This is a genomic window from Pseudocitrobacter sp. 2023LY-00077, assembly GCF_055796175.1.
In genome coordinates, this window is record NZ_JBSPEI010000005.1 from 251,980 (window position 1) to 272,015 (window position 20,036).

Genomic DNA, 20,036 nt, shown 5'->3' on the forward strand with positions numbered 1-20,036 from the left:
AAGAACTGCGTTGGTTTTCACCCTCTCCCTGTGGGAGAGGGCCGGGGTGAGGGGGCTTAAGGCGACAACGTACACATTTTCCTGTAAAAACGTTGTTAATTACGCCGTTGCGATTAAGAATAGCCCTTACGAGGGTTTGCGAGTCACAAATCCTGACCAATATATAACTCTAAGCGGTCAGGGCTTCAGAGGTAGCTATGCTATTTATTTTTCGTGTCATCATCGTGGTCATTTATTGCATCCTGGTATGCGTGTTTGGCTGTATCTATTGCCTGTTTAGTCCGCGTAATCCAAAACACGTTGCCACTTTTGGCCATATGTTTGGCCGTATGGCCCCGCTGTTTGGTCTGAAAGTTGAAACCCGCCTGCCTGCGGATGCCGCAAGCTACGGGAATGCTATCTACATTGCGAACCACCAGAACAACTACGACATGGTTACTGCGGCAAATATTGTGCAGCCGCCGACTGTCACCGTGGGCAAAAAAAGCCTGGTGTGGATCCCATTCTTTGGTCAGCTTTACTGGCTCACCGGTAACCTGCTGATTGACCGTAATAATCGTGCGAAAGCGCACAGCACCATCGCCGAAGTGGTGAAACACTTCAACAACCGCAAAATCTCTTTCTGGATGTTCCCGGAAGGAACGCGTAGCCGTGGTCGTGGCCTGTTACCGTTTAAAACCGGCGCGTTTCACGCCGCCATTGCGGCGGGTGTACCGATTATTCCCGTGTGCGTTTCCAATACATCGGATAAGATTAACCTTAACCGCCTGAACAACGGGCTGGTGATTGTTGAAATGCTGCCGCCGATCGATACCAGCAAATGGGGTAAAGACCAGGTACGCGAACTTTCCAAACACTGCCGTGAAGTTATGCAGGCGAAGATTGAAGAATTAGATAAAGAAGTCGCCCAGCGCGAGTCTGACGGAAAACTATAAAACCGGGTCAGGCTCACTCGCCGCCGGGCGAATAAAGCACGGCGGCAAACATAAAACGCGGTGCTGGCTTACGGGAAACGAATTCCCTTTTTTGATTGATCAGTTTTCATGGAGTTTATATGTCACTCAGTCGGCGTCAGTTTATTCAGGCATCGGGCGTTGCGTTCTGCGCAGGGGCAGTGCCGCTGAGGGCAAATGCCGCAGGGAAACAGCCTGAGCTGCCGATACCGCCGCTGGTGGAATCGCGTCGCGGACAGCCTCTCTTTCTTACCTTACAACGTTCACACTGGTCCTTCTCTCAGGGCACGCGCGCGCCTGTCTGGGGCATCAATGGTCGCTACCTCGGTCCGACCATCCGCGTGTGGAACGGTGATGACGTCAAACTGATCTACAGCAACCGCCTGACGGAAAACGTCGCCATGACCGTGCGCGGTTTGCAGGTTCCCGGCCCGCTGATTGGCGGTGCGGCGCGCATGATGTCGCCAAACGCCGACTGGGCGCCGGTGCTGCCGATTCGCCAGTCTGCCGCCACGCTCTGGTATCAGGCCAATACGCCGAACCATATGGCTCAGCAGGTCTACAACGGCCTGGCCGGAATGTGGCTGATTGAAGATGAAGTAAGTAAGTCCTTACCTATTCCAAACCACTACGGCGTGGACGACTTCCCGGTAATTATTCAGGACAAGCGGCTGGATAACTTTGGCACGCCGGAATACAGCGAACCTGGCAGCGGTGGCTTCGTTGGCGACACGCTGCTGGTGAATGGCGCGCAAAGCCCGTATGTCGAAGTGTCACGCGGATGGGTGCGTCTGCGCCTGCTGAACGCCTCTAACTCACGCCGCTATCAGTTGCAGATGAGCGATGGCCGCGCGCTGCACGTGATCTCCGGCGACCAGGGCTTCCTGCCTGCGCCTGTTTCGGTCAAGCAGCTGTCGCTCGCGCCGGGTGAACGACGTGAAATCCTGGTCGATATGACCAATGGTGATGAAGTCTCCATCACCTGTGGGGAAGCGGCAAGCATCATGGATCGCCTGCGTGGCTTCTTTGAGCCGTCGAGCATTTTGATCTCTACGTTGGTGCTCACTCTGAAACCTACCGGCCTGTTGCCGCTGGTGACGGATAACCTGCCGATGCGTCTGCTCTCCACCGAGATCATGACCGGCACGCCGCTGCGTAGCCGCGATATCGTGCTGGGCGATGATCCTGGCATCAACGGCCAGCTGTGGGACCCGCAGCGTATTGATATTACCGCGCAACAGGGAACCTGGGAGCGCTGGACGGTACGCGCGGATGAGCCGCAGTCGTTCCATATCGAAGGCGTGATGTTCCTGATCCGCAACGTTAACGGCGCAATGCCGTTCCCGGAAGACAGAGGCTGGAAAGATACCGTGTGGGTGGATGGGCAAATTGAACTGCTGGTCTACTACAACCAGCCGTCCTGGCCGCACTTCCCGTTCCAGTATTCCAGCCAAACGCTGGAGCTGGCCGATCGCGGCTCGATTGGGCAAATTCTGGTGAACCCGGCACCGTAACGCGGGATGCAGGGAATCAGCGCCGGGCAATGCCCGGCGCTGTTGTATTCTGAAAAAGTAGGCTGGGCTTTACGTTATCCAGGCGTGTTCAGCCGATAATCTCCTTCATTTCCCCCCTGAATACAGCGTATAATCCCCGGCCTTTGATTATTTTTTTACCACTTTTCTTTTTGGAAGCAAAATGAGCTCTATCTCCCTGATCCAACCGGATCGCGACCTGTTCTCCTGGCCGCAGTATTGGGCCGCCTGTTTTGGGCCGGCACCGTTTTTGCCAATGTCCCGTGAAGAGATGGATCAACTTGGCTGGGATAGCTGCGACATCATTTTGGTTACCGGCGACGCGTACGTTGATCATCCGAGTTTTGGGATGGCGATTTGCGGTCGTATGCTGGAAGCGCAGGGTTTTCGCGTGGGCATCATCGCGCAGCCGGACTGGAACAGCAAAGACGACTTTATGCGTCTGGGCAAGCCGAACCTCTTTTTCGGCGTGACCGCTGGCAACATGGACTCGATGATCAACCGCTACACGGCTGACCGTAAGCTGCGTCAGGACGATGCCTATACGCCGGATAACGTCGGTGGCAAACGCCCGGATCGCGCGACGCTGGTTTATACCCAGCGCTGCAAAGAAGCGTGGAAAGATGTGCCGGTGATTCTGGGCGGCATCGAAGCCAGCCTGCGTCGTACCGCGCATTACGATTACTGGTCTGATACCGTGCGCCGTTCGGTGCTGGTTGATTCCAAAGCCGATATGCTGATGTTCGGTAACGGCGAGCGTCCGCTGGTGGAAGTGGCGCACCGTCTGGCGCAGGGTGAACTGATTTCGCAGATCCGCGATGTGCGTAACACGGCGATTATCGTCAAAGAAGCGCTGCCGGGCTGGGCTGGCGTGGATTCCACGCGTTTAGATACGCCTGGGAAAATCGACCCGATTCCGCATCCGTATGGCGAAGATTTGCCGTGTGCCGACAACAAGCCGGTTGAACCGCAAAAAGCGGAAGTCAAAACCGTCACCGTTCAGCCGCCGCGTCCGAAGCCGTGGGAAAAAACCTACGTGCTGCTGCCGTCTTTTGAGAAAGTGAAAAGTGATAAAGTGCTGTATGCGCACGCCTCGCGTATTCTGCACCATGAAACCAACCCAGGCTGCGCGCGCGCGCTGATGCAAAAGCACGGCGACCGCTATATCTGGGTCAACCCGCCAGCGATCCCGCTTTCTACCGAAGAGATGGATAGCGTGTTTGCGCTGCCGTACCAGCGAGTTCCGCATCCGGCGTATGGCAATGCGCGTATTCCGGCGTATGAGATGATCCGCTTCTCGATCAACATCATGCGCGGCTGCTTCGGCGGCTGCTCTTTCTGCTCTATCACCGAGCACGAAGGGCGTATTATTCAGAGCCGTTCGGAAGATTCGATCATCAACGAGATCGAAGCCATTCGCGATACGGTGCCGGGCTTTACCGGCGTGATTTCCGACCTCGGCGGGCCGACGGCGAACATGTATATGCTGCGCTGTAAATCCCCGCGCGCCGAGCAAACCTGCCGCCGTCTCTCCTGCGTTTACCCGGATATCTGCCCGCACATGGATACCAACCATGAGCCGACGATCAATCTTTACCGTCGCGCGCGCGATCTGAAAGGCATCAAGAAGATCCTCATCGCCTCCGGTGTGCGTTACGACATCGCGGTGGAAGATCCACGCTATATCAAAGAGCTGGCAACCCATCACGTGGGCGGCTATCTGAAGATTGCGCCGGAGCATACGGAAGAGGGGCCGTTGTCGAAAATGATGAAGCCGGGGATGGGAACCTATCACCGCTTTAAAGAGCTTTTCGACACCTATTCGAAACAGGCCGGGAAAGAACAGTATTTGATTCCGTACTTTATCTCCGCGCACCCTGGTACGCGTGATGAAGATATGGTGAATCTGGCGCTGTGGCTGAAGAAACACCGTTTCCGCCTCGACCAGGTGCAGAACTTCTACCCGTCACCGCTGGCCAACTCGACCACCATGTATTACACCGGCAAGAACCCGCTGGGTAAAATTGGCTATAAGAGTGAAGAAGTGGTGGTGCCGAAAGGCGATAAACAGCGCCGCCTGCATAAAGCGCTGCTGCGTTATCATGATCCGAAAAACTGGCCGATGATTCGTCAGGCGCTGGAAGCAATGGGTAAAAAGCATCTGATCGGCCCGCGTCGTGATTGTCTGGTGCCGTCACCGACGCTCGACGAGATGCGCGAAGCGCGTCGCCAGAACCGCAACACGCGCCCGGCGCTGACTAAACACACGCCGGTGGCGCACCAGCGCCAAACGCCAGCGGGTGCGAAGAAAGCGCCTGCCGCGCAGCCGCGTCCGGTTAATGCGGCTGCGAAAAAACGCGCAAAACCGACAGCGGGGCGTTAAGAATCCTGCTCCGCTCTGATTCTGGCCGCTAATGCGGCCAGCTTCTCATCATCCGCCCGCTCGTGATCGTGAGAAGACAGATAGCCCTCATACTGTTCAAAATACTTCTTCTGCTTAAATTCGATAGGCCGCCATTTCGTCATGTCGCCTGTGCCGTGCATCGGGCTGAGTTTGCTGTGCACGTGGTCCACGCCGAAACCTTCAAAAAACATTCCGCTGCGGCCCACATCATCAAAGGATTTATCCAGCAATTTAGCCACTTTCTGCGTCGCCAGAACTAAATCGGCCAGCGCCTGCGGCGGCATATCAAAGGCATAACTCGGATAGTGTTTTTTCGGGATGACGACGGTAAAGCCTTCTGTATTGGGGAAAATCGACAGGAAGGCCAGGTGATGCTTATCTTCCCAGATTTTATGGCAGGGCGCTTTGCCCTCAACGATTTGGCAGAAAATGCAGGTCATGATTCGTCTCCATTCGGGAAATAAAAAACCGTTTTTCACAATGACGTAAAAAACGGTTTTATCACAGCTAAATACTGCTAGTAAAAGCCCAACATCTTCCACCACGCCAGGCCGACGGTGATAAACACCGCCTGGTTAAACAGGCTGATAGCAAATCCGGTTCGCCACCAGACGCCGGTTGGTACGTAGCCCGCGCCGAAAAGAATCGGGCCGCGCGCATGGGTGTACTGGGTGAGTGAGCAATAGAGGCTGCTGGTGAACGCCAGCATCAGCGCCATCGGCGCAGGCGGGATGTTCAGATGTAAGCCCACGCCCAGGAAGACAGCATACAGCGCCGCAATTTGCGCGTTGCCGCTGGCGAAGAAGTAGTGAGTGTAGAAGTAGGCGGCGTTCAGTAGCAGCAGTACGACAACCCAACTGGTGCCCTGCATGGCGCTACCAATGCTGTCGCCAATCAGATTGCCGAACCACATGGTAAAGCCCAGTTTTTTCAGCTGGTTGGCCATCATCAGCAGCGCGGCAAACCAAATCAGCGTATCCCATGCGCCTTTCTCACTTTTCACATCTTCCCAGCTCAGCACGCCGCTCAGCAGCAGAATAGAGAGCCCGACAAATGACGCAGTGGTGGCATCCACACCCAGTTTGTCGCCGAAGATCCACAGCACCAGCAGTACGCCGACGGTCGCCAGCATCAGCCACTCGCCACGCGCCATGTTGCCCATTTGGGCGAGTTCTTTACGGGCGATTTCCGGGGCATCCGGTGTGTGCTTGATTTCCGGGCGGGTCAGCCAGTAAACCAGCAGCGGAACGATCATCAGCGACACCACGCACGGCAGCAGGGCCGCCATAAACCAGCTCCCCCAGGTCAGGGTGACGCCCGCGTTAGCCGCCAGTTTGACCGCCAGCAGGTTGCCGGTGTAGCCGGTCATAAACAGCGCGGCGGTGACGTCATTGACGTTGCCAATACAGGTGATCAGGAAGGTACCGATTTTGCTCCGCGACTCGTCTTCCGGGCGTGAGCCAAAACTGCGCGCCAGCGAGTCGGCGATGGGGTAGATAACGCCGCCGCAGCGCGCGGTGTTGCTCGGCATTGCGGGGGATAAAATCAGGTCGGCAAACGCAAGGCCATACGCCAGCCCCAGCGTGCGTTTACCCAGCAGGCGGATCATTTGCAGGGCGATGCGCCGACCCAGGCCCGTTTTGATAAACCCACGGGCAATCATAAAGGCGACGACGATAAGCCAGATCAATGAGCTGTTCAGTTCACTCAGCGCCGTGGTGATAGCGCCGCTGGCGGTTTTATCACCCGCCGCATAGGCGAGGGCAAAAACCGTAATACCGATGATCCCGACCGCGCCAATCGGCAGGACTTTTGCCACAATAGAGGCAATGGTTGCCACAAAGATAATCGCAGAATGCCAGGCGGGCGCGCTGAGCCCGGAAGGTGGCGTCAGTTGCCAAAGCCCGGCGGCGATAAGCACGATAATAATGAGTGGGAGCCATTTTACTCCCTGGGTTGTTTTTTTCGTCACGACATTACACTCGTTTTTATAGGCGAATTAATTCATGGCGTATATGTTTTGCCAAAAATTACCGCGCTATTGATGTCTGAGAAATACAGTTATCCTGATGGTATTTTTATCCTGAAACCATCAGGAGGCCGGAGAAATTCAGCGGTTAGCGTAGAGTGTCGCGCCGAGACTGAACTCTGTGACCTTTATTTTGCAATGTCTTACGAAGAAAACTTTGATCCTGAAAAAGAAAATGACGGTCGGCAGTAAATAGAAGATATAACTTTATATAATGGCGCACTTATTGTTTAGAATTATATTGATAATATAGATATGGAGAATAAATTGAGTTGTGTTATTCATTGTAAAAATGAATTGCAGAATAAAAACGCCTGATACGAATAACCGTACCAGGCGAAAATCATTAGCCGCCGAATTGATCCGGATCGGGTCCCAGACGTTTGCCTTTATCCAGTTTGGCTATTTCGGCCAATTCGTCTTTATCAAGGCGGAAATCCCAGACGTCGAAGTTGGCAGCAATACGCGCCGGCGTGACGGATTTCGGGATGACGACCAGGCCGTTATCCAGGTGCCAGCGAATCACAATTTGCGCGGGTGTTTTGCCATATTTATCCGCCAGTTCACGAATGATTTTCTGATCGAATACGCCTTCGCCGCCCTGAGCCAGCGGGCTCCAGGATTCGGTTTGAATTTTGTGCGTCGCGTTCCACGCATGTAGCTGGCGCTGCTGCATCAACGGGTGCAGTTCAATCTGATTGATGACCGGGGCGACGCCGGTTTCATCGATAATGCGTTGCAGGTGATTCACCTGGAAGTTGCAGACGCCGATGCTTTTTACCAGCCCTTGCTTTTGCAGCTCAATCATTCCTTTCCACGCGTCCACGTAGTGGTCGATGGCGGGAACCGGCCAGTGCATCAGGTAGAGATCGAGATAATCCAGCTGTAGTTTATCGAGGCTTTCCTGTAGCGCCTCGGCCGGGCGTTTCTGATCGTCGTTCCACAGTTTGGTGGTGATAAACAGCTCTTCGCGCGGAACGCCTGCGCTTTTCAGCGCCTGGCCCACGCCATCTTCGTTCTTGTAGGCGGTGGCGGTATCAATCGAGCGATACCCGACCTCCAGCGCTTTATGAATCGCGGTGACAACCTCCTCGTTGCTTGCTTTCCACACGCCGAGACCCAGCTGCGGCATCACGTTGCCGTCCTGGAGTTTGATTACGGTTGGATGTGTCATGCATTTCTCCTTTTCTCTCTATTGCTTATCGGCACAGTGGGCCCGATAAGATTTGTAAGATCAATTCTGGTCGAAATATGCAAAAACGAAAGCCAGACGCTAAAGACTTAGGTCTGGCTTTGGGTGGGGATTAACGTGCCGCTTCGTAAATGCGACGGCTTACTTCGAGGGTAATGTCCTGATTTTCACCCAGTTTTGTCATGCCGTGTTCTTCGAGTTTATTCAGCAGTGCGGGGATGGAGCTGCCGTCCAGACCGTAGTCGGACAGGCGAGTCGGTACGCCCATTTGCTCGAAGAAATTGCGGGTGGCGGCGATGGCAGCGTCGATACGCGCATCATCGGAACCTTCGGTGATGTTCCAGACGCGTTCTGCGTATTGCAGCAGTTTGGCGCGTTTGGTGTCACGTTTTTCATTCCACAGGGCCGGCAGCACGATAGCCAGCGTCTGTGCGTGGTCAAGACCGTGCATGGCGGTCAGTTCGTGACCCAGCATGTGGGTTGCCCAGTCCTGCGGCACGCCTGCGCCAATCAGGCCGTTTAACGCCTGGGTTGCCGCCCACATAATATTGGCGCGAACATCGTAGTTTTCAGGTTCTTTCAGCGCTTTCGGGCCATCTTCAACCAGCGTCAGGAGAATACCTTCCGCGAAGCGATCCTGAATTTTGCCGTTTACCGGGTAGGTCACGTACTGTTCTACCGTGTGCACGAAGGCATCAACCACGCCGTTGGCGACCTGACGCGGTGGCAGCGTGTAGGTGTAGACCGGGTCCAGAATTGCGAAGACTGGCTGCACGTGCGGCGACATAAATGCGCGTTTGTCACCGGTGGTTTTCCGGGAAATAACCGCACCTTTATTGGATTCAGAACCGGTTGCAGGAAGGGTAAGAACGGAACCCATTGGAATCGCGCTGTTCACCTTGCTGCCGTAAGTTTCCAGAATTTCCCACGGGTCGATAGACGCATCGTAATGCGCCGCCGCCGCGATGAACTTGGTGCCATCCAGCACGGAACCGCCGCCAACGGCCAGCAGGAAAGTGATTTTTTCGTCGCGGGCAATTTTCACCGCGTTCATCAGCGTTTCATAAGACGGGTTCGGTTCAATGCCGCCAAACTCGCGAACGTCCAGACCTTTCAGCGCGGTTAACACCTGGTCCAGTACGCCGGTTTTTTTCACGCTGCCGCCACCGTAGGTCACCAGAACGCGAGCATCTGCCGGAATTTGCGCACGCAGATTTTCAATAACGCCTTTACCGAAAAGAATGCGGGTTGGGGTATGGAGATCAAAATTAAACATTGCTCGTTTCCTTCATCGGAGGATGGAAAAAGTGGGTAGCAACCGTGGCTACCGGATGACGACTATTGTGGTCTTTGGGGGCGATCCTCTCAATGCACATTCCTGCCTATGTCTTGCCCATTTCTCCATAGGGCTGGAGAAAAGTAGCGAAAAGGTCAACAATGAAAGCCTGAATTCAACTGGCGGGAGAGTGAGGATATGAACCGGGAAGAGATTTGCGCATTGCTGACGGATAAAGTTAAGTCACTGAAAAGTAATGAGCAAAGGCTCAGCACGTTGGTGCCGGATATCCAGCTTATCTATGGTACACAGCCTGCCGCTCGTACGCCCGTTATGTACCGTCCTGGGATTATATTTCTCTTTTCTGGCTATAAGATTGGCTATATCAATGAACGCACCTTCCGCTACGACGCCAACGAATATTTACTGCTGACGGTGCCGCTACCGTTTGAGTGTGAAACCTTTGCCACCGAGGCCGCGCCGCTGGCCGGGTTGCGCCTGAACGTCGATATTTTACAGCTTCAGGAGCTGTTGATGGATATCGGGGAAGATGAATGCTTCCAGCCTGCAATGGCGGCGAGCGGCATTAACTCGGCGACGCTCTCTGATGAGATCCTTTGTGCGGCCGAGCGCCTGCTGGATGTGATGGAACGCCCACTGGAAGCGCGCATCCTCGGCAAACAGATTATCCGCGAAATGCTCTTCTATGTGCTTACCGGGCCGCGTGGTGGGGCGCTGCTGGCGTTAGTCAGCCGCCAGACGCATTTCAGTCAGATAAGCCGGGTATTGAAACGCATCGAAAGCCAGTACACCGAAACCTTGAGTGTCGATCAACTGGCCGCCGAAGCCAATATGAGCCTGTCGGCGTTTCATCATAATTTTAAATCGGTGACCAGCACGTCACCTTTGCAGTACCTGAAAACTTATCGCCTGCATAAGGCGCGCATGATGATGGTGCATGATGGATTAAAAGCAAGCGCAGCGGCAATGCAGGTGGGATATGAAAGCGCATCGCAGTTTAGCCGCGAATTTAAACGCTATTTCGGTATTACGCCGGGAGAAGATGCGGCGCGATTACGCGCGATTCAAATCGTTTAGGAAGGTAGGCCGGATAAGCGCAGCGCATCCGGCTTCAAAGCGCATCCGGCCCTATAGAACAGCGCCCTCAGGCGCTGCAATATTTCTTCTTAATCACCACCACCAGCGTACCGAGCAGCCCGGCAACCAGCAGGAAAATAGGCAGGATCATCAGAAAGGTCATCACCTGATCTTCATGACGTTTTACAAACGGAATCATGCTGATGGCATAGCCAAGGCTGGTGACGACGCCCACCCACAGCAGCGCGCTCAGCCAGTTAAAGAACTGGAAGCGACGATTAGAAAGCCCGGAAATGCCTGCCATGGTTGGCAGCAGCGTACGTACGAACGCCAGAAAACGCCCGGCGAGCAGCGCCAGCAGGCCGTGACGATCGAACATACAGGTCGCACGTTGATGGTATTTATCCGGCAATTGCGAGAGCCAGCCTTTCACCGTACGGGTGTTGCCCAACCAGCGCCCCTGGATATAGCTCAGCCAGCAGCCGAGGCTGGCGGCGGTCGTCAGAATGATCACCGTCGGCACGAACCCCATCACCCCTTTGGCGATGAGCGCGCCTGCGAGCAGCAACAGGCTGTCGCCCGGCAGGAAGGAAGCCGGAAGCAGACCGTTTTCTAAAAACAGCGTGGCAAACATGACCAGATAAACCACCCCCACAACGTGAGGATTCGCCAGCGCGGCAAAGTCATGCTGCCAGAGCGCGGCGACAATATCTTGAATGACGACCATGGACTTTCCTGTGGAACAGCATTTTCGCTTATTGTACTCCCGAATTGCCCGAAACTCTTTGATCCCTCGCGCAACAACGCACGCGCAGCTGTTCAGGAATAAGAACAACCTGAGCACTATGCGTTTACGCCGGGATGTTCTGGCCATTCGGCAGAGAGACTGTTCTCAAAATCATGAAAATACGCGAGGCTTTGCGCGGCGCGTATCTTCAGGAACATTGCTAACCAGACAGCCCGAGGCGAAACGCCGCCGGGCCTGAGGCTATTTTACACAATACGCGCGAAGCCTGCTGCTAAATCAGCGATAAGATCGTCAATGTTTTCTAAACCAATATGTAAGCGAATAAGGGTGCCGGTAAAGTCCACTTCGCCGCCGGGGCGAATCTCCGCCAGCTGTTCTGGCTGGTTAGGCAGAATCAACGACTCAAAACCGCCCCACGAGTAGGCCATACTGAACAGGGAGAAGTTGTCGAGGTAAGTCGCAAGCTCAGCATCGGTTAAACGCTTTTTCAGCACGAAGGAGAACAAGCCGCTGCTGCCTGTAAAATCTCGTTTCCAGTATTCGTGACCTTTACTGCCCGGCAGCGCTGGATGATTCACGCGAGCAACCTGCGGATGTTGTGCCAGCCATTCGGCAATTTTCAGACTGCTTTCATGATGCTGACGCAGGCGAACGCCAAGTGTGCGCAGGCCTCGACTGGTCATGTAGGCGGTGTCCGCATCCAGCATCTGGCCCATCAGATACGCATTTTCGCGCAGTTGTGCCCAGCAGCGTTCGTTGGATACCGCGGTACCGACCATCGCATCAGAGTGGCCAATCAGGTACTTCGTGCCGGCCTGAATCGAGATATCAATGCCGAAATCGAGCGCTTTAAACAGCACGCCTGCCGCCCAGGTGTTGTCGATCATAATGATTGCATCTGGCGCAACGCTGCGCACGGCGGCAACAATCGCCGGAACATCGTGAACTTCCATGGTGATTGAGCCCGGGGATTCCAGGAACACCACTTTGGTATTGGGCTGAATCAGGCGCACGATGTCGCTGCCGATCAGCGGGTCGAACCAGCCGGTGGTGACGCCGAGTTTTCCGAGTATTTTGGTGCAGAAATCCTGGCTCGGCTCATAGGCGGTATTGGTCATCAACACATGATCGCCCTGTTCAACAAAGGCCAGAATCGTATTGGCGACCGCCGCTGCGCCGCAAGGGAAGAGGGCGCAACCCGCGCCGCCTTCCAGCTCACACATCGCTTCCTGCAAAGAGAAGTGGGTGAGCGTACCGCGACGCCCGTAGAAGAGTTCGCCTTTCGCGCGATTGCGGGTGGCATGCTTCTTCGCCTCAACGGTGTCGAACACCAGCGAAGAGGCGCGCTGAATGACGCTGTTTACCGAACCCTGCGTGTACTTTTTACTCCGCCCGGCGTTGACCAGCGCGGTATCCAGGTGCTTATCTGCCATGTCTCTCCTGCCTATTTTTATACGTCTGGACGTCTAAACTATCACGATTGTTGCAGGATGTACCCGCTCGCGCGACATAAAGCAGAAAATTTCTCAAAAATCGCGGTGGTGACTTTTTTACTGCGTAAGCGCAAGGAAAATAAGTATGATTTGAGTCACTATGTAAATACTAATGAGAACTACTATCAATTCGACGTCGTTTTGATATTATTGTGCTCAGATTTTGTGATTTATGTCCTGGAGATACAGAGTGGGTAATAATTTGATGCAGACGGATCTCTCCGTTTGGGGTATGTATCATCATGCCGACATCGTTGTTAAAGTGGTTATGATTGGCCTGATTCTGGCATCCGTAGTCACCTGGGCCATCTTCTTTAGTAAGAGCGCAGAGTTGTTCTCCCAGAAGCGTCGCCTCAAACGCGAGCAGCAGCTGTTAGCGGAAGCCCGCTCTATCGATCAGGCGCACGAAATCGCCGCCGCCTTCCACGGGAAAAGCCTAAGCACGCAACTGATTCATGAAGCGCAGGACGAGCGCGAGCTTTCTGCGGGTTCAGAAGACAATGAAGGGATTAAAGAGCGTACTGGCTTCCGCCTGGAACGTCGTGTTGCCTTCGTGAGTCGTAATATGAGTCGCGGGACCGGCTATCTCGCGACTATCGGCGCCATTTCTCCGTTTGTCGGTCTGTTCGGTACCGTTTGGGGTATCATGAACAGCTTCATCGGTATTGCGCAGACGCAAACCACCAACCTGGCCGTTGTTGCGCCGGGGATCGCAGAAGCGCTGCTGGCGACCGCAATTGGTCTGTTTGCCGCGATTCCGGCGGTGGTTATCTATAACGTCTTCGCCCGTCTGATTGGCAGCTATAAAGCAAACCTCAGCGATGTTGCTGCGCAGGTTCTGCTGCTGCAAAGCCGTGATCTGGATCTCCACGCCAGCGGCGTGACCCAGCCGGTACGTTCCGCACAGAAATTACGAGTAGGTTGATGCCCCATGGCAATGCGTCTTAATGAAAATCTGGACGATAACGGCGAAATGCATGAAATCAACGTGACGCCGTTTATCGACGTTATGTTGGTTCTGCTGATCATCTTCATGGTTGCCGCGCCACTGGCGACGGTGGATGTGAAGGTCAATCTGCCGGCGTCTTCCAGCCAACCGCAGCCGCGCCCGGAAAAACCGGTCTACCTGTCGGTGAAAGCAGATAAGTCGATGTTCCTGGGTAATGACCCCATTACCGATGAGAACATGGTAAACGCGTTGAACACGCTGACGGAAGGGAAGAAAGATACCACTATCTTCTTCCGCGCCGATAAAACCGTCGACTATGAAACGATGATGAAGGTGATGGACACTCTGCATCAGGCCGGTTATCTGAAGATTGGTCTGGTAGGGGAAGAACACGCGGGGGCGAAGTAAAGCCCCTCACCCCGGCCCTCTCCCTCAGGGAGAGGGTGAAAACCGCACTCACTTAAACCCTGGCTCTGTCGGTTCCCTCTCCCTTGAGGGAGAGGGTTGGGTGAGGGGGTAAACACCGCACATTTCCCCTAAGTCTTCTCTCCTAATAAATACGTCCCCACAACACAATTATTTATCTCTGCTTTAAATTAAATTTAATTCTTTATTAAGTAGTAATAAAAACGCGTGTAAAGAATATATTCTTTCCCTCCGCTGGTAATGATTAATAAACTCTCTACGCTTATTTATGGCGCTAAAAATACTAATAACATTACCTGCACAGTGCGGAACAATATGGATAACTCAAACAAAACAAATGCTCGCGGATCGCTGCGCGAAAGCATCTCTGTCTCGGCAATTCGCCAACGGGCTGACGGACAGATGTTGGCGCTGGTGTGGCTGCTTTGGGCTATCTCGCTGGTTGTGGGCTGGATAGCCGGGAATGCGCTGGTGGCGCTATTTTTCGCAACGCCATTAGCGATTCTGGCTACGCTTGTCACCGCATTTTTTCGCGGGCGCTTAATGTCACGGTTGGTTTTTGCGTTTATCCTGATGGCCTTTTCCGCACTGCTTATTCAGCTTGGCGAGGGCGAAACGGAATATCACTTCTCTGTTTTTGTGCTTTTATCCGCGTTGCTGGCCTGGCGTGACTGGCGTCCGTTAGTGATGGGCGCGGCGGTCATTGCGGTGCACCATTTAGTCTTTAACTATTTGCAGGCCTATAACCTTTATCACATCGTTATTTTTATGCATACCGGACTGCATATGGTGATGATGCATGGCGCGTTTGTGGTGGCGCAAACCCTATTCCTGGTCGTACTGGCGGTGCGTATGGAACAGGATGCGATATCTGCCAGTGAGGTGGCGAAACTGGCGGCGGTCATTAATTGTGAACCCGGAAGCCTGACCCTGGCGCGAGAATCAAACAACAGCCATTCGCCGTTCGCCCGTACGTTTAGCCGAACGCTTGGCGCGATGCGTAACACGCTGGAGCAGGTGAGTGGTAATGTCGGTCAGTTGCTGGACGCCTCGCAAACGATTTTGCAGCGCAATACCGCGCTATCGGAACGCACCGACAGCCAGGCCACTTCTCTCGCTATCGCCGCCAGCGCAATGGAACAACTAGCGAGCGCTGCGTCACTGACCAGTGAGCAAGCCGGCGAGGCGCGCAAGCGTGTTTTACAGGCGTGCGATGTCGCAAGGCAGGGCGGGGAAAACATCCGCGCCGCGACGGCCTCAATGATGCATATTCGTGATGAATCACAGCAGATTAATAGCATTCTGGAGTTAATCGACGGCATCGCCTTTCAGACGAATATTCTGTCGCTGAACGCCTCGGTTGAAGCGGCTCGCGCAGGCGAAAATGGCCGAGGGTTTGCGGTGGTCGCCTCTGAAGTGCGTTCGCTGGCGTTACGTTGTGAAGAGGCGGCGAAAGAGATTCGCCAGCTTACCGCCGCTTCGGTGAAAAGCACTCATCAGGGCGCTGAGCAGGTCGAGCTGGCGGGAAATACCATGCAGGCGATCATTACGCATATTGAAGGCTTACAGGACTCGCTGGAAATCCTCTCTTCGATGAGCAAACAGCAGCGTACCAGCGTGATGCAGATGAAGGGCAGTATCGCCAGCATTGATGCCAGCGTGCAGGAAAACGTCCAGCATGTGGCGCAAACCATGCAGATGGCGCAGCAACAGCAGCGATATACCGGCGAACTGAAAACGGCGATTTCGGTGTTCAGATTGGTGTAACCTAACCCTAAATTGCTGATGTGAATTGTTGAAATGATGTTGCATGGTTGCGATATACTAAGCCGAATTGAGTTTATCGACAGGACACTATGGAACGTTTTTTTGAAAATGCGATGTACGCGTCGCGCTGGATTTTAGCCCCGGTATATTTTGGCCTTTCATTGGCGCTGCTGGCGTTGATGATTAAGTTTTTTCAGGAGATCTTTCACGTTCTGCCTAACATCTTTGAACTGGCAGAAGCCGATCTTATCCTGACGTTGTTATCGCTGGTCGATATGACGCTGGTGGGCGGTCTGCTGGTGATGGTGATGTTCTCCGGTTACGAAAACTTTGTCTCGCAGCTGGATATCAGTACCCACAAAGAGAAGCTGAACTGGCTGGGGAAAATGGATGCCACCTCGCTGAAAAACAAGGTCGCGGCATCCATTGTTGCTATTTCATCTATTCACCTGCTGCGGGTGTTTATGGATGCCAAGAATGTGCCGGATAACAAGCTGATGTGGTATGTGATTATCCACCTGACATTTGTGCTGTCGGCGTTTGTAATGGGGTATCTGGACCGCTTAACGCGTGGCCAGAAGCATTAAAACGCGGCTCGCGCCCGGTAGCGATGTGCCACCGGGCAAAGAGTGTGCTATTTATCTGACGACGCCTGCCACAAATTCAGTTGCCCATCGGCAACATGCTTATCAATCTGCGCCAGCTCTTCTGCCGTAAAGTTCAGGTTATTCAGTGCCTGAACGTTCTCTTCAATCTGTTCCGGTCGGCTTGCGCCAATCAGCACAGACGTTACACGATTATCTTTCAGCAGCCAGCTTAGCGCCATTTGCGCCATGCTTTGACCGCGACTCTGCGCCATCTCGTTCAACAAACGCAGGCTGTTGAGGTTGTTTTCACTCAACATGTTTTCTGTCAGGCCGCGCGCTTTTTTCCCTTCGGTCTGCATGCGTGAGCCGTCCGGAATTCCGTTGAGGTATTTACCGGTCAGCAGCCCTTGCGCCAGCGGGGTAAAGGCGATGCAGCCGACGCCGTTCTCTTCCAGCGTATTCAGCAGGCCGCTCTTGTCCACCCAACGGTTGAGCAGGTTGTAAGACGGCTGATGTATCAGCAAAGGAATTTTCCACTCGCGCAACAGCTCCGCCATCTTTTGCGTGCGCTCTGGCGAATAAGACGAGATGCCGACATACAGCGCTTTTCCGCTCTGCACCGCCTGCGCCAGCGCGGCAGCGGTTTCTTCCATCGGTGTGTTTTCATCAACACGGTGCGAGTAGAAGATATCGACGTAATCCAGCCCCATGCGCTTCAGGCTCTGGTCGAGGCTGGCGAGCAGGTATTTGCGCGAACCGCCCTTGCCATATGGCCCCGGCCACATGTCGTATCCGGCTTTGGTCGAGATGATCAGCTCATCGCGATAGGCGGCGAAATCTTCCCGCAGCAGGCGGCCAAAGTTCTCTTCCGCACTGCCCGGAGGCGGCCCGTAGTTATTGGCGAGGTCGAGGTGAGTAATGCCGCAGTCGAACGCTTTACGCAGCAGCGCGCGCTGGCTATCGAGCGACTGGATATGACCAAAACTGTGCCATAACCCGAGTGACAGCGCGGGCAGTTGCAGGCCGCTGTTGCCGCAATAGCGATATTGCATCTGCTCGTAACGGGCAGGATTGGCGGACCAGGTCATAATGTCTCCTTGATTGTCTGATTTTTGAAACGCTGTTTCCAGATTAACGTTTTTGTCACAACCAACCCGTCGGCGGGATCACAATGCTGATGATTTATGGGCAATAAATCTGTCTTGTGCTTTTCTTAGTTAATGCCTGTTAATGGAGATCCCTCGATGACCCGACTGACCGCCAAAGACTTTCCGCAAGAGTTGCTCGATTACTATGACTATTACGCGCACGGTAAAATTTCAAAACGCGAGTTTCTGCAACTGGCAGGGCGGTACGCCGTCGGCGGCATGACCGCGCTGGCGCTGTTTAATCTGCTCAAGCCCAACTACGCGCTGGCGGAACAGGTCGAGTTCACCGACCCGGATATCAAACCGGAATATATTCGTTATCCGTCGCCCAACGGCCACGGCGAGGTGCGCGGTTATCTGGTCACGCCGACGAAAGCCGCCGGAAAGATACCCGCCGTGGTGGTGGTGCATGAAAATCGTGGGCTTAACCCGTATATCGAGGATGTTGCCCGACGCGTCGCGAAAGCGGGCTATATCGCCCTTGCGCCGGATGGGCTCTCTTCCGTTGGCGGGTATCCCGGTAATGATGATGAAGGGCGCGAGTTACAGCAAAAAGTCGATCCAACTAAACTGATGAATGATTTCTTCGCCGCGATTGAGTTTATGCAGGCGCATCCGCAGGCGACGGGCAAAGTCGGGATAACCGGTTTTTGCTACGGCGGCGGCGTGTCGAATGCGGCGGCGGTGGCTTATCCTGAGCTGGCCTGCGCGGTGCCGTTCTACGGACGTCAGGCCCCGGTCGCGGACGTGGAAAAAATCAACGCCCCTTTATTGCTGCATTATGCGGCGCTGGATACGCGTATTAACGAAGGCTGGCCGGCAATGGAAGAGGCGTTAAAGGCGCATAAAAAAGTGTACGAAGCCTATATTTATCCGGGCGTGAATCATGGTTTCCACAACGACTCGACCCCGCGCTACGACAAGGCCGCAGCGGATCTCGCCTGGCAGCGAACGCTGGCGTGGTTTGAGAAATATTTGCACTGAAAGTAAAGGCTGCAAATAGCACTGGATATCGCTCAAAAAGTCGCTATATAATTTTATATATAACGATTGAGGATAGTGCGATGGATAACCATTTTGGTAAAGGCCTGATGGCCGGGCTGAAAGCACCTTACGCCGACAGTGCGCAGAAGGTTCTGGGCTTTTGTTCTGACTATAAACGCGGGTTTGTGCTGGGGTTTTCCCATCGCATGTTTGAGAAGACGGGTGACCGCCAGCTCAGCGCATGGGAAGCGGGCGTCCTGACACGACGTTATGGCCTGGATAAAGAGATGGTGATGGATTTCTTTAAAGAACACGAATCCAGCACCACGGTGCGCTACTTTATGGCGGGTTATCGCCTGGAAGGCAGATAAACCGGGTGGGGTTCACCCGGTTTCCGTCGTTTAACCCTGACGTTTATCTTCCGTTTGGGTGTCGAAATCGCTGGCGGCATGACGCTCATGCAGTTGCTCATTCAACGGGCCGTTGGTGCGATTGACGATGCGTCCACGCCCAACCGCCGGGCGGCTGGCGATATCCTTCGCCCAGCGCTGCACGTTTTTGTAGCTCTTCGCATCAAGGAACTCATCCGCACCGTACACGGTACCCAGCACCACGTTGCCAAACCACGGCCACACCGCCATGTCGGCAATGGTGTATTCCTCACCCGCGACATAGCGCCCACGCGCCAGCTGTTTATCCAGCACATCCAGCAGACGTTTCGCTTCCATGGTGAAACGGTCGATCGCGTACTCAATTTTCACCGGCGCATAGTTATAGAAATGGCCAAAACCGCCGCCGAGGAACGGCGCGGAGCCTTGCAGCCAGAATAGCCAGTTCAGGGTTTCTACGCGGCCCGCCGGATCTTTAGGCAGGAAGTGGCCAAATTTTTCCGCCAGATACAGCAGGATATTGCCGGACTCGAACACGCGGGTCGGCGGCGTGGTGGAGTGGTCGCGCAGGGCCGGGATTTTCGAGTTCGGGTTCACTTCAACAAAACCGCTGGAGAACTGATCGCCCTCGCCAATGCGAATCAGCCATGCGTCATATTCCGCGCCCGTCACCCCCAGAGCTAACAACTCTTCGAGCATGATGGTGACTTTCTGGCCGTTCGGCGTACCCAGCGAATAGAGCTGAAGCGGGTGATGCCCAACCGGCAGTGCCTTCTCATGCGTCGCGCCGGAAACCGGGCGATTGATATTGGCGAACGCGCCGCCGTTATTCTGTTTCCACTCCCAGACTTTGGGAGGCTGATAGGTATTGTCTGACATGTTGGCCTGCCTTTTTGATGATGTGTTGAGGCAGTGTAGCAGTTGATGGCGGAAATGATCACCCTCACCCCGGCCCTCTCCCTGAGGGAGAGGGAGAAAAACCGCACAGTTCGGTCCCCTCTCCCTGTGGGAGAGGGTTAGGGTGAGGGCATCAGACCGCACAGTGTGACAGCGCGCACAAC

At 54.4% G+C, this 20,036-nt stretch carries 19 protein-coding genes; 11 read left to right on the forward strand and 8 right to left on the reverse strand.

All coding sequences use genetic code 11. The features are described from left to right. Window positions 1–197 precede the first annotated feature (197 nt). The 3 genes from plsC to ACWWFX_RS09180 all read left to right on the forward strand — a co-directional run bounded on the left by plsC (window position 198) and on the right by ACWWFX_RS09180 (window position 4,868). Window positions 198–935: a 1-acylglycerol-3-phosphate O-acyltransferase gene (gene plsC, locus ACWWFX_RS09170; RefSeq protein ID WP_276223195.1), complete on the forward strand. Its 738-nt coding sequence runs from the start codon at window positions 198–200 to the stop codon at window positions 933–935. A gap of 119 nt (window positions 936–1,054) precedes the next feature. After that, entirely contained in the window at window positions 1,055–2,467 is a 1,413-nt protein-coding gene (gene ftsP, locus ACWWFX_RS09175; RefSeq protein ID WP_108475111.1) for a cell division protein FtsP, read from the forward strand. A gap of 181 nt (window positions 2,468–2,648) precedes the next feature. Next, a complete protein-coding gene (locus ACWWFX_RS09180; protein WP_456146474.1) occupies window positions 2,649–4,868 on the forward strand; it encodes a YgiQ family radical SAM protein in 2,220 nt (739 codons plus the stop codon). On the opposite strand, the gene ACWWFX_RS09185 is transcribed toward ACWWFX_RS09180, so the two are convergent. Then, window positions 4,865–5,329: an HIT family protein gene (locus tag ACWWFX_RS09185; protein ID WP_473223639.1), complete on the reverse strand. Its 465-nt coding sequence runs from the start codon at window positions 5,327–5,329 to the stop codon at window positions 4,865–4,867. The genes ACWWFX_RS09180 and ACWWFX_RS09185 overlap by 4 nt on opposite strands. 77 nt (window positions 5,330–5,406) lie before the next feature. Beyond that, window positions 5,407–6,861 (reverse strand): DASS family sodium-coupled anion symporter, encoded by a 1,455-nt coding sequence (locus ACWWFX_RS09190; RefSeq protein ID WP_473223640.1) that lies wholly within the window; start codon window positions 6,859–6,861, stop codon window positions 5,407–5,409. A gap of 48 nt (window positions 6,862–6,909) precedes the next feature. On the opposite strand from ACWWFX_RS09190, the gene ACWWFX_RS09195 reads away from it, so the two are divergent. After that, on the forward strand, window positions 6,910–7,110 hold the full coding sequence (locus ACWWFX_RS09195; RefSeq protein WP_473223642.1) for a hypothetical protein: 201 nt from the start codon (window positions 6,910–6,912) through the stop codon (window positions 7,108–7,110). 154 nt (window positions 7,111–7,264) lie between these two features. On the opposite strand, the gene dkgA is transcribed toward ACWWFX_RS09195, so the two are convergent. Then, window positions 7,265–8,092: a 2,5-didehydrogluconate reductase DkgA gene (gene dkgA, locus ACWWFX_RS09200; RefSeq protein ID WP_276223189.1), complete on the reverse strand. Its 828-nt coding sequence runs from the start codon at window positions 8,090–8,092 to the stop codon at window positions 7,265–7,267. A gap of 130 nt (window positions 8,093–8,222) precedes the next feature. After that, the gene (gene yqhD, locus ACWWFX_RS09205; RefSeq protein WP_456146473.1) at window positions 8,223–9,386 is read right to left on the reverse strand and encodes an alcohol dehydrogenase; all 1,164 of its coding nucleotides are present in this window, start codon (window positions 9,384–9,386) and stop codon (window positions 8,223–8,225) included. 198 nt (window positions 9,387–9,584) lie between these two features. Between yqhD and ACWWFX_RS09210 the strand changes: the two genes are divergently transcribed. After that, a complete protein-coding gene (locus tag ACWWFX_RS09210) occupies window positions 9,585–10,484 on the forward strand; it encodes an AraC family transcriptional regulator (protein ID WP_473223643.1) in 900 nt (299 codons plus the stop codon). 67 nt (window positions 10,485–10,551) lie between these two features. On the opposite strand, the gene yghB is transcribed toward ACWWFX_RS09210, so the two are convergent. Together yghB and metC are read right to left on the reverse strand one after the other, a co-directional pair. Continuing rightward, a complete protein-coding gene (gene yghB / locus ACWWFX_RS09215) occupies window positions 10,552–11,211 on the reverse strand; it encodes a DedA family general envelope maintenance protein YghB (protein ID WP_015963002.1) in 660 nt (219 codons plus the stop codon). Between the two features lie 266 nt (window positions 11,212–11,477). After that, window positions 11,478–12,665 carry a cystathionine beta-lyase gene (metC, locus tag ACWWFX_RS09220; protein WP_473223645.1) on the reverse strand — a complete coding sequence of 396 codons (1,188 nt, stop codon included), beginning with the start codon at window positions 12,663–12,665 and terminating at the stop codon, window positions 11,478–11,480. Window positions 12,666–12,915: 250 nt separating this feature from the next. Between metC and exbB the strand changes: the two genes are divergently transcribed. The 4 genes from exbB to ACWWFX_RS09240 all read left to right on the forward strand — a co-directional run bounded on the left by exbB (window position 12,916) and on the right by ACWWFX_RS09240 (window position 16,454). Beyond that, window positions 12,916–13,650, forward strand: a complete 735-nt coding sequence (gene exbB, locus ACWWFX_RS09225) for a tol-pal system-associated acyl-CoA thioesterase (protein ID WP_327621863.1) — start codon at window positions 12,916–12,918, stop codon at window positions 13,648–13,650. A 6-nt stretch (window positions 13,651–13,656) separates the two neighbouring features. Next, on the forward strand, window positions 13,657–14,082 hold the full coding sequence (gene exbD / locus ACWWFX_RS09230) for a TonB system transport protein ExbD (protein WP_015963005.1): 426 nt from the start codon (window positions 13,657–13,659) through the stop codon (window positions 14,080–14,082). A gap of 333 nt (window positions 14,083–14,415) precedes the next feature. Further along, window positions 14,416–15,867: a methyl-accepting chemotaxis protein gene (locus ACWWFX_RS09235; protein ID WP_473223646.1), complete on the forward strand. Its 1,452-nt coding sequence runs from the start codon at window positions 14,416–14,418 to the stop codon at window positions 15,865–15,867. An 89-nt stretch (window positions 15,868–15,956) separates the two neighbouring features. Then, entirely contained in the window at window positions 15,957–16,454 is a 498-nt protein-coding gene (locus tag ACWWFX_RS09240; protein ID WP_015963007.1) for a TIGR00645 family protein, read from the forward strand. Window positions 16,455–16,501: 47 nt separating this feature from the next. On the opposite strand, the gene ACWWFX_RS09245 is transcribed toward ACWWFX_RS09240, so the two are convergent. Continuing rightward, the gene (locus tag ACWWFX_RS09245) at window positions 16,502–17,542 is read right to left on the reverse strand and encodes an aldo/keto reductase (protein ID WP_276223176.1); all 1,041 of its coding nucleotides are present in this window, start codon (window positions 17,540–17,542) and stop codon (window positions 16,502–16,504) included. 156 nt (window positions 17,543–17,698) lie between these two features. Here ACWWFX_RS09245 and yghX point away from each other — a divergent pair, with 156 nt between their 5' ends. Together yghX and ACWWFX_RS09255 are read left to right on the forward strand one after the other, a co-directional pair. Continuing rightward, the gene (yghX, locus tag ACWWFX_RS09250) at window positions 17,699–18,586 is read left to right on the forward strand and encodes a YghX family hydrolase (protein WP_473223648.1); all 888 of its coding nucleotides are present in this window, start codon (window positions 17,699–17,701) and stop codon (window positions 18,584–18,586) included. A gap of 80 nt (window positions 18,587–18,666) precedes the next feature. Continuing rightward, on the forward strand, window positions 18,667–18,957 hold the full coding sequence (locus tag ACWWFX_RS09255) for a DUF2623 family protein (protein WP_015963010.1): 291 nt from the start codon (window positions 18,667–18,669) through the stop codon (window positions 18,955–18,957). A gap of 30 nt (window positions 18,958–18,987) precedes the next feature. On the opposite strand, the gene yghU is transcribed toward ACWWFX_RS09255, so the two are convergent. Further along, complete coding sequence (gene yghU / locus ACWWFX_RS09260) at window positions 18,988–19,854, reverse strand: glutathione-dependent disulfide-bond oxidoreductase (protein WP_456146469.1); 867 nt, start codon at window positions 19,852–19,854, stop codon at window positions 18,988–18,990. Between the last annotated feature and the right edge of the window lie 182 nt (window positions 19,855–20,036).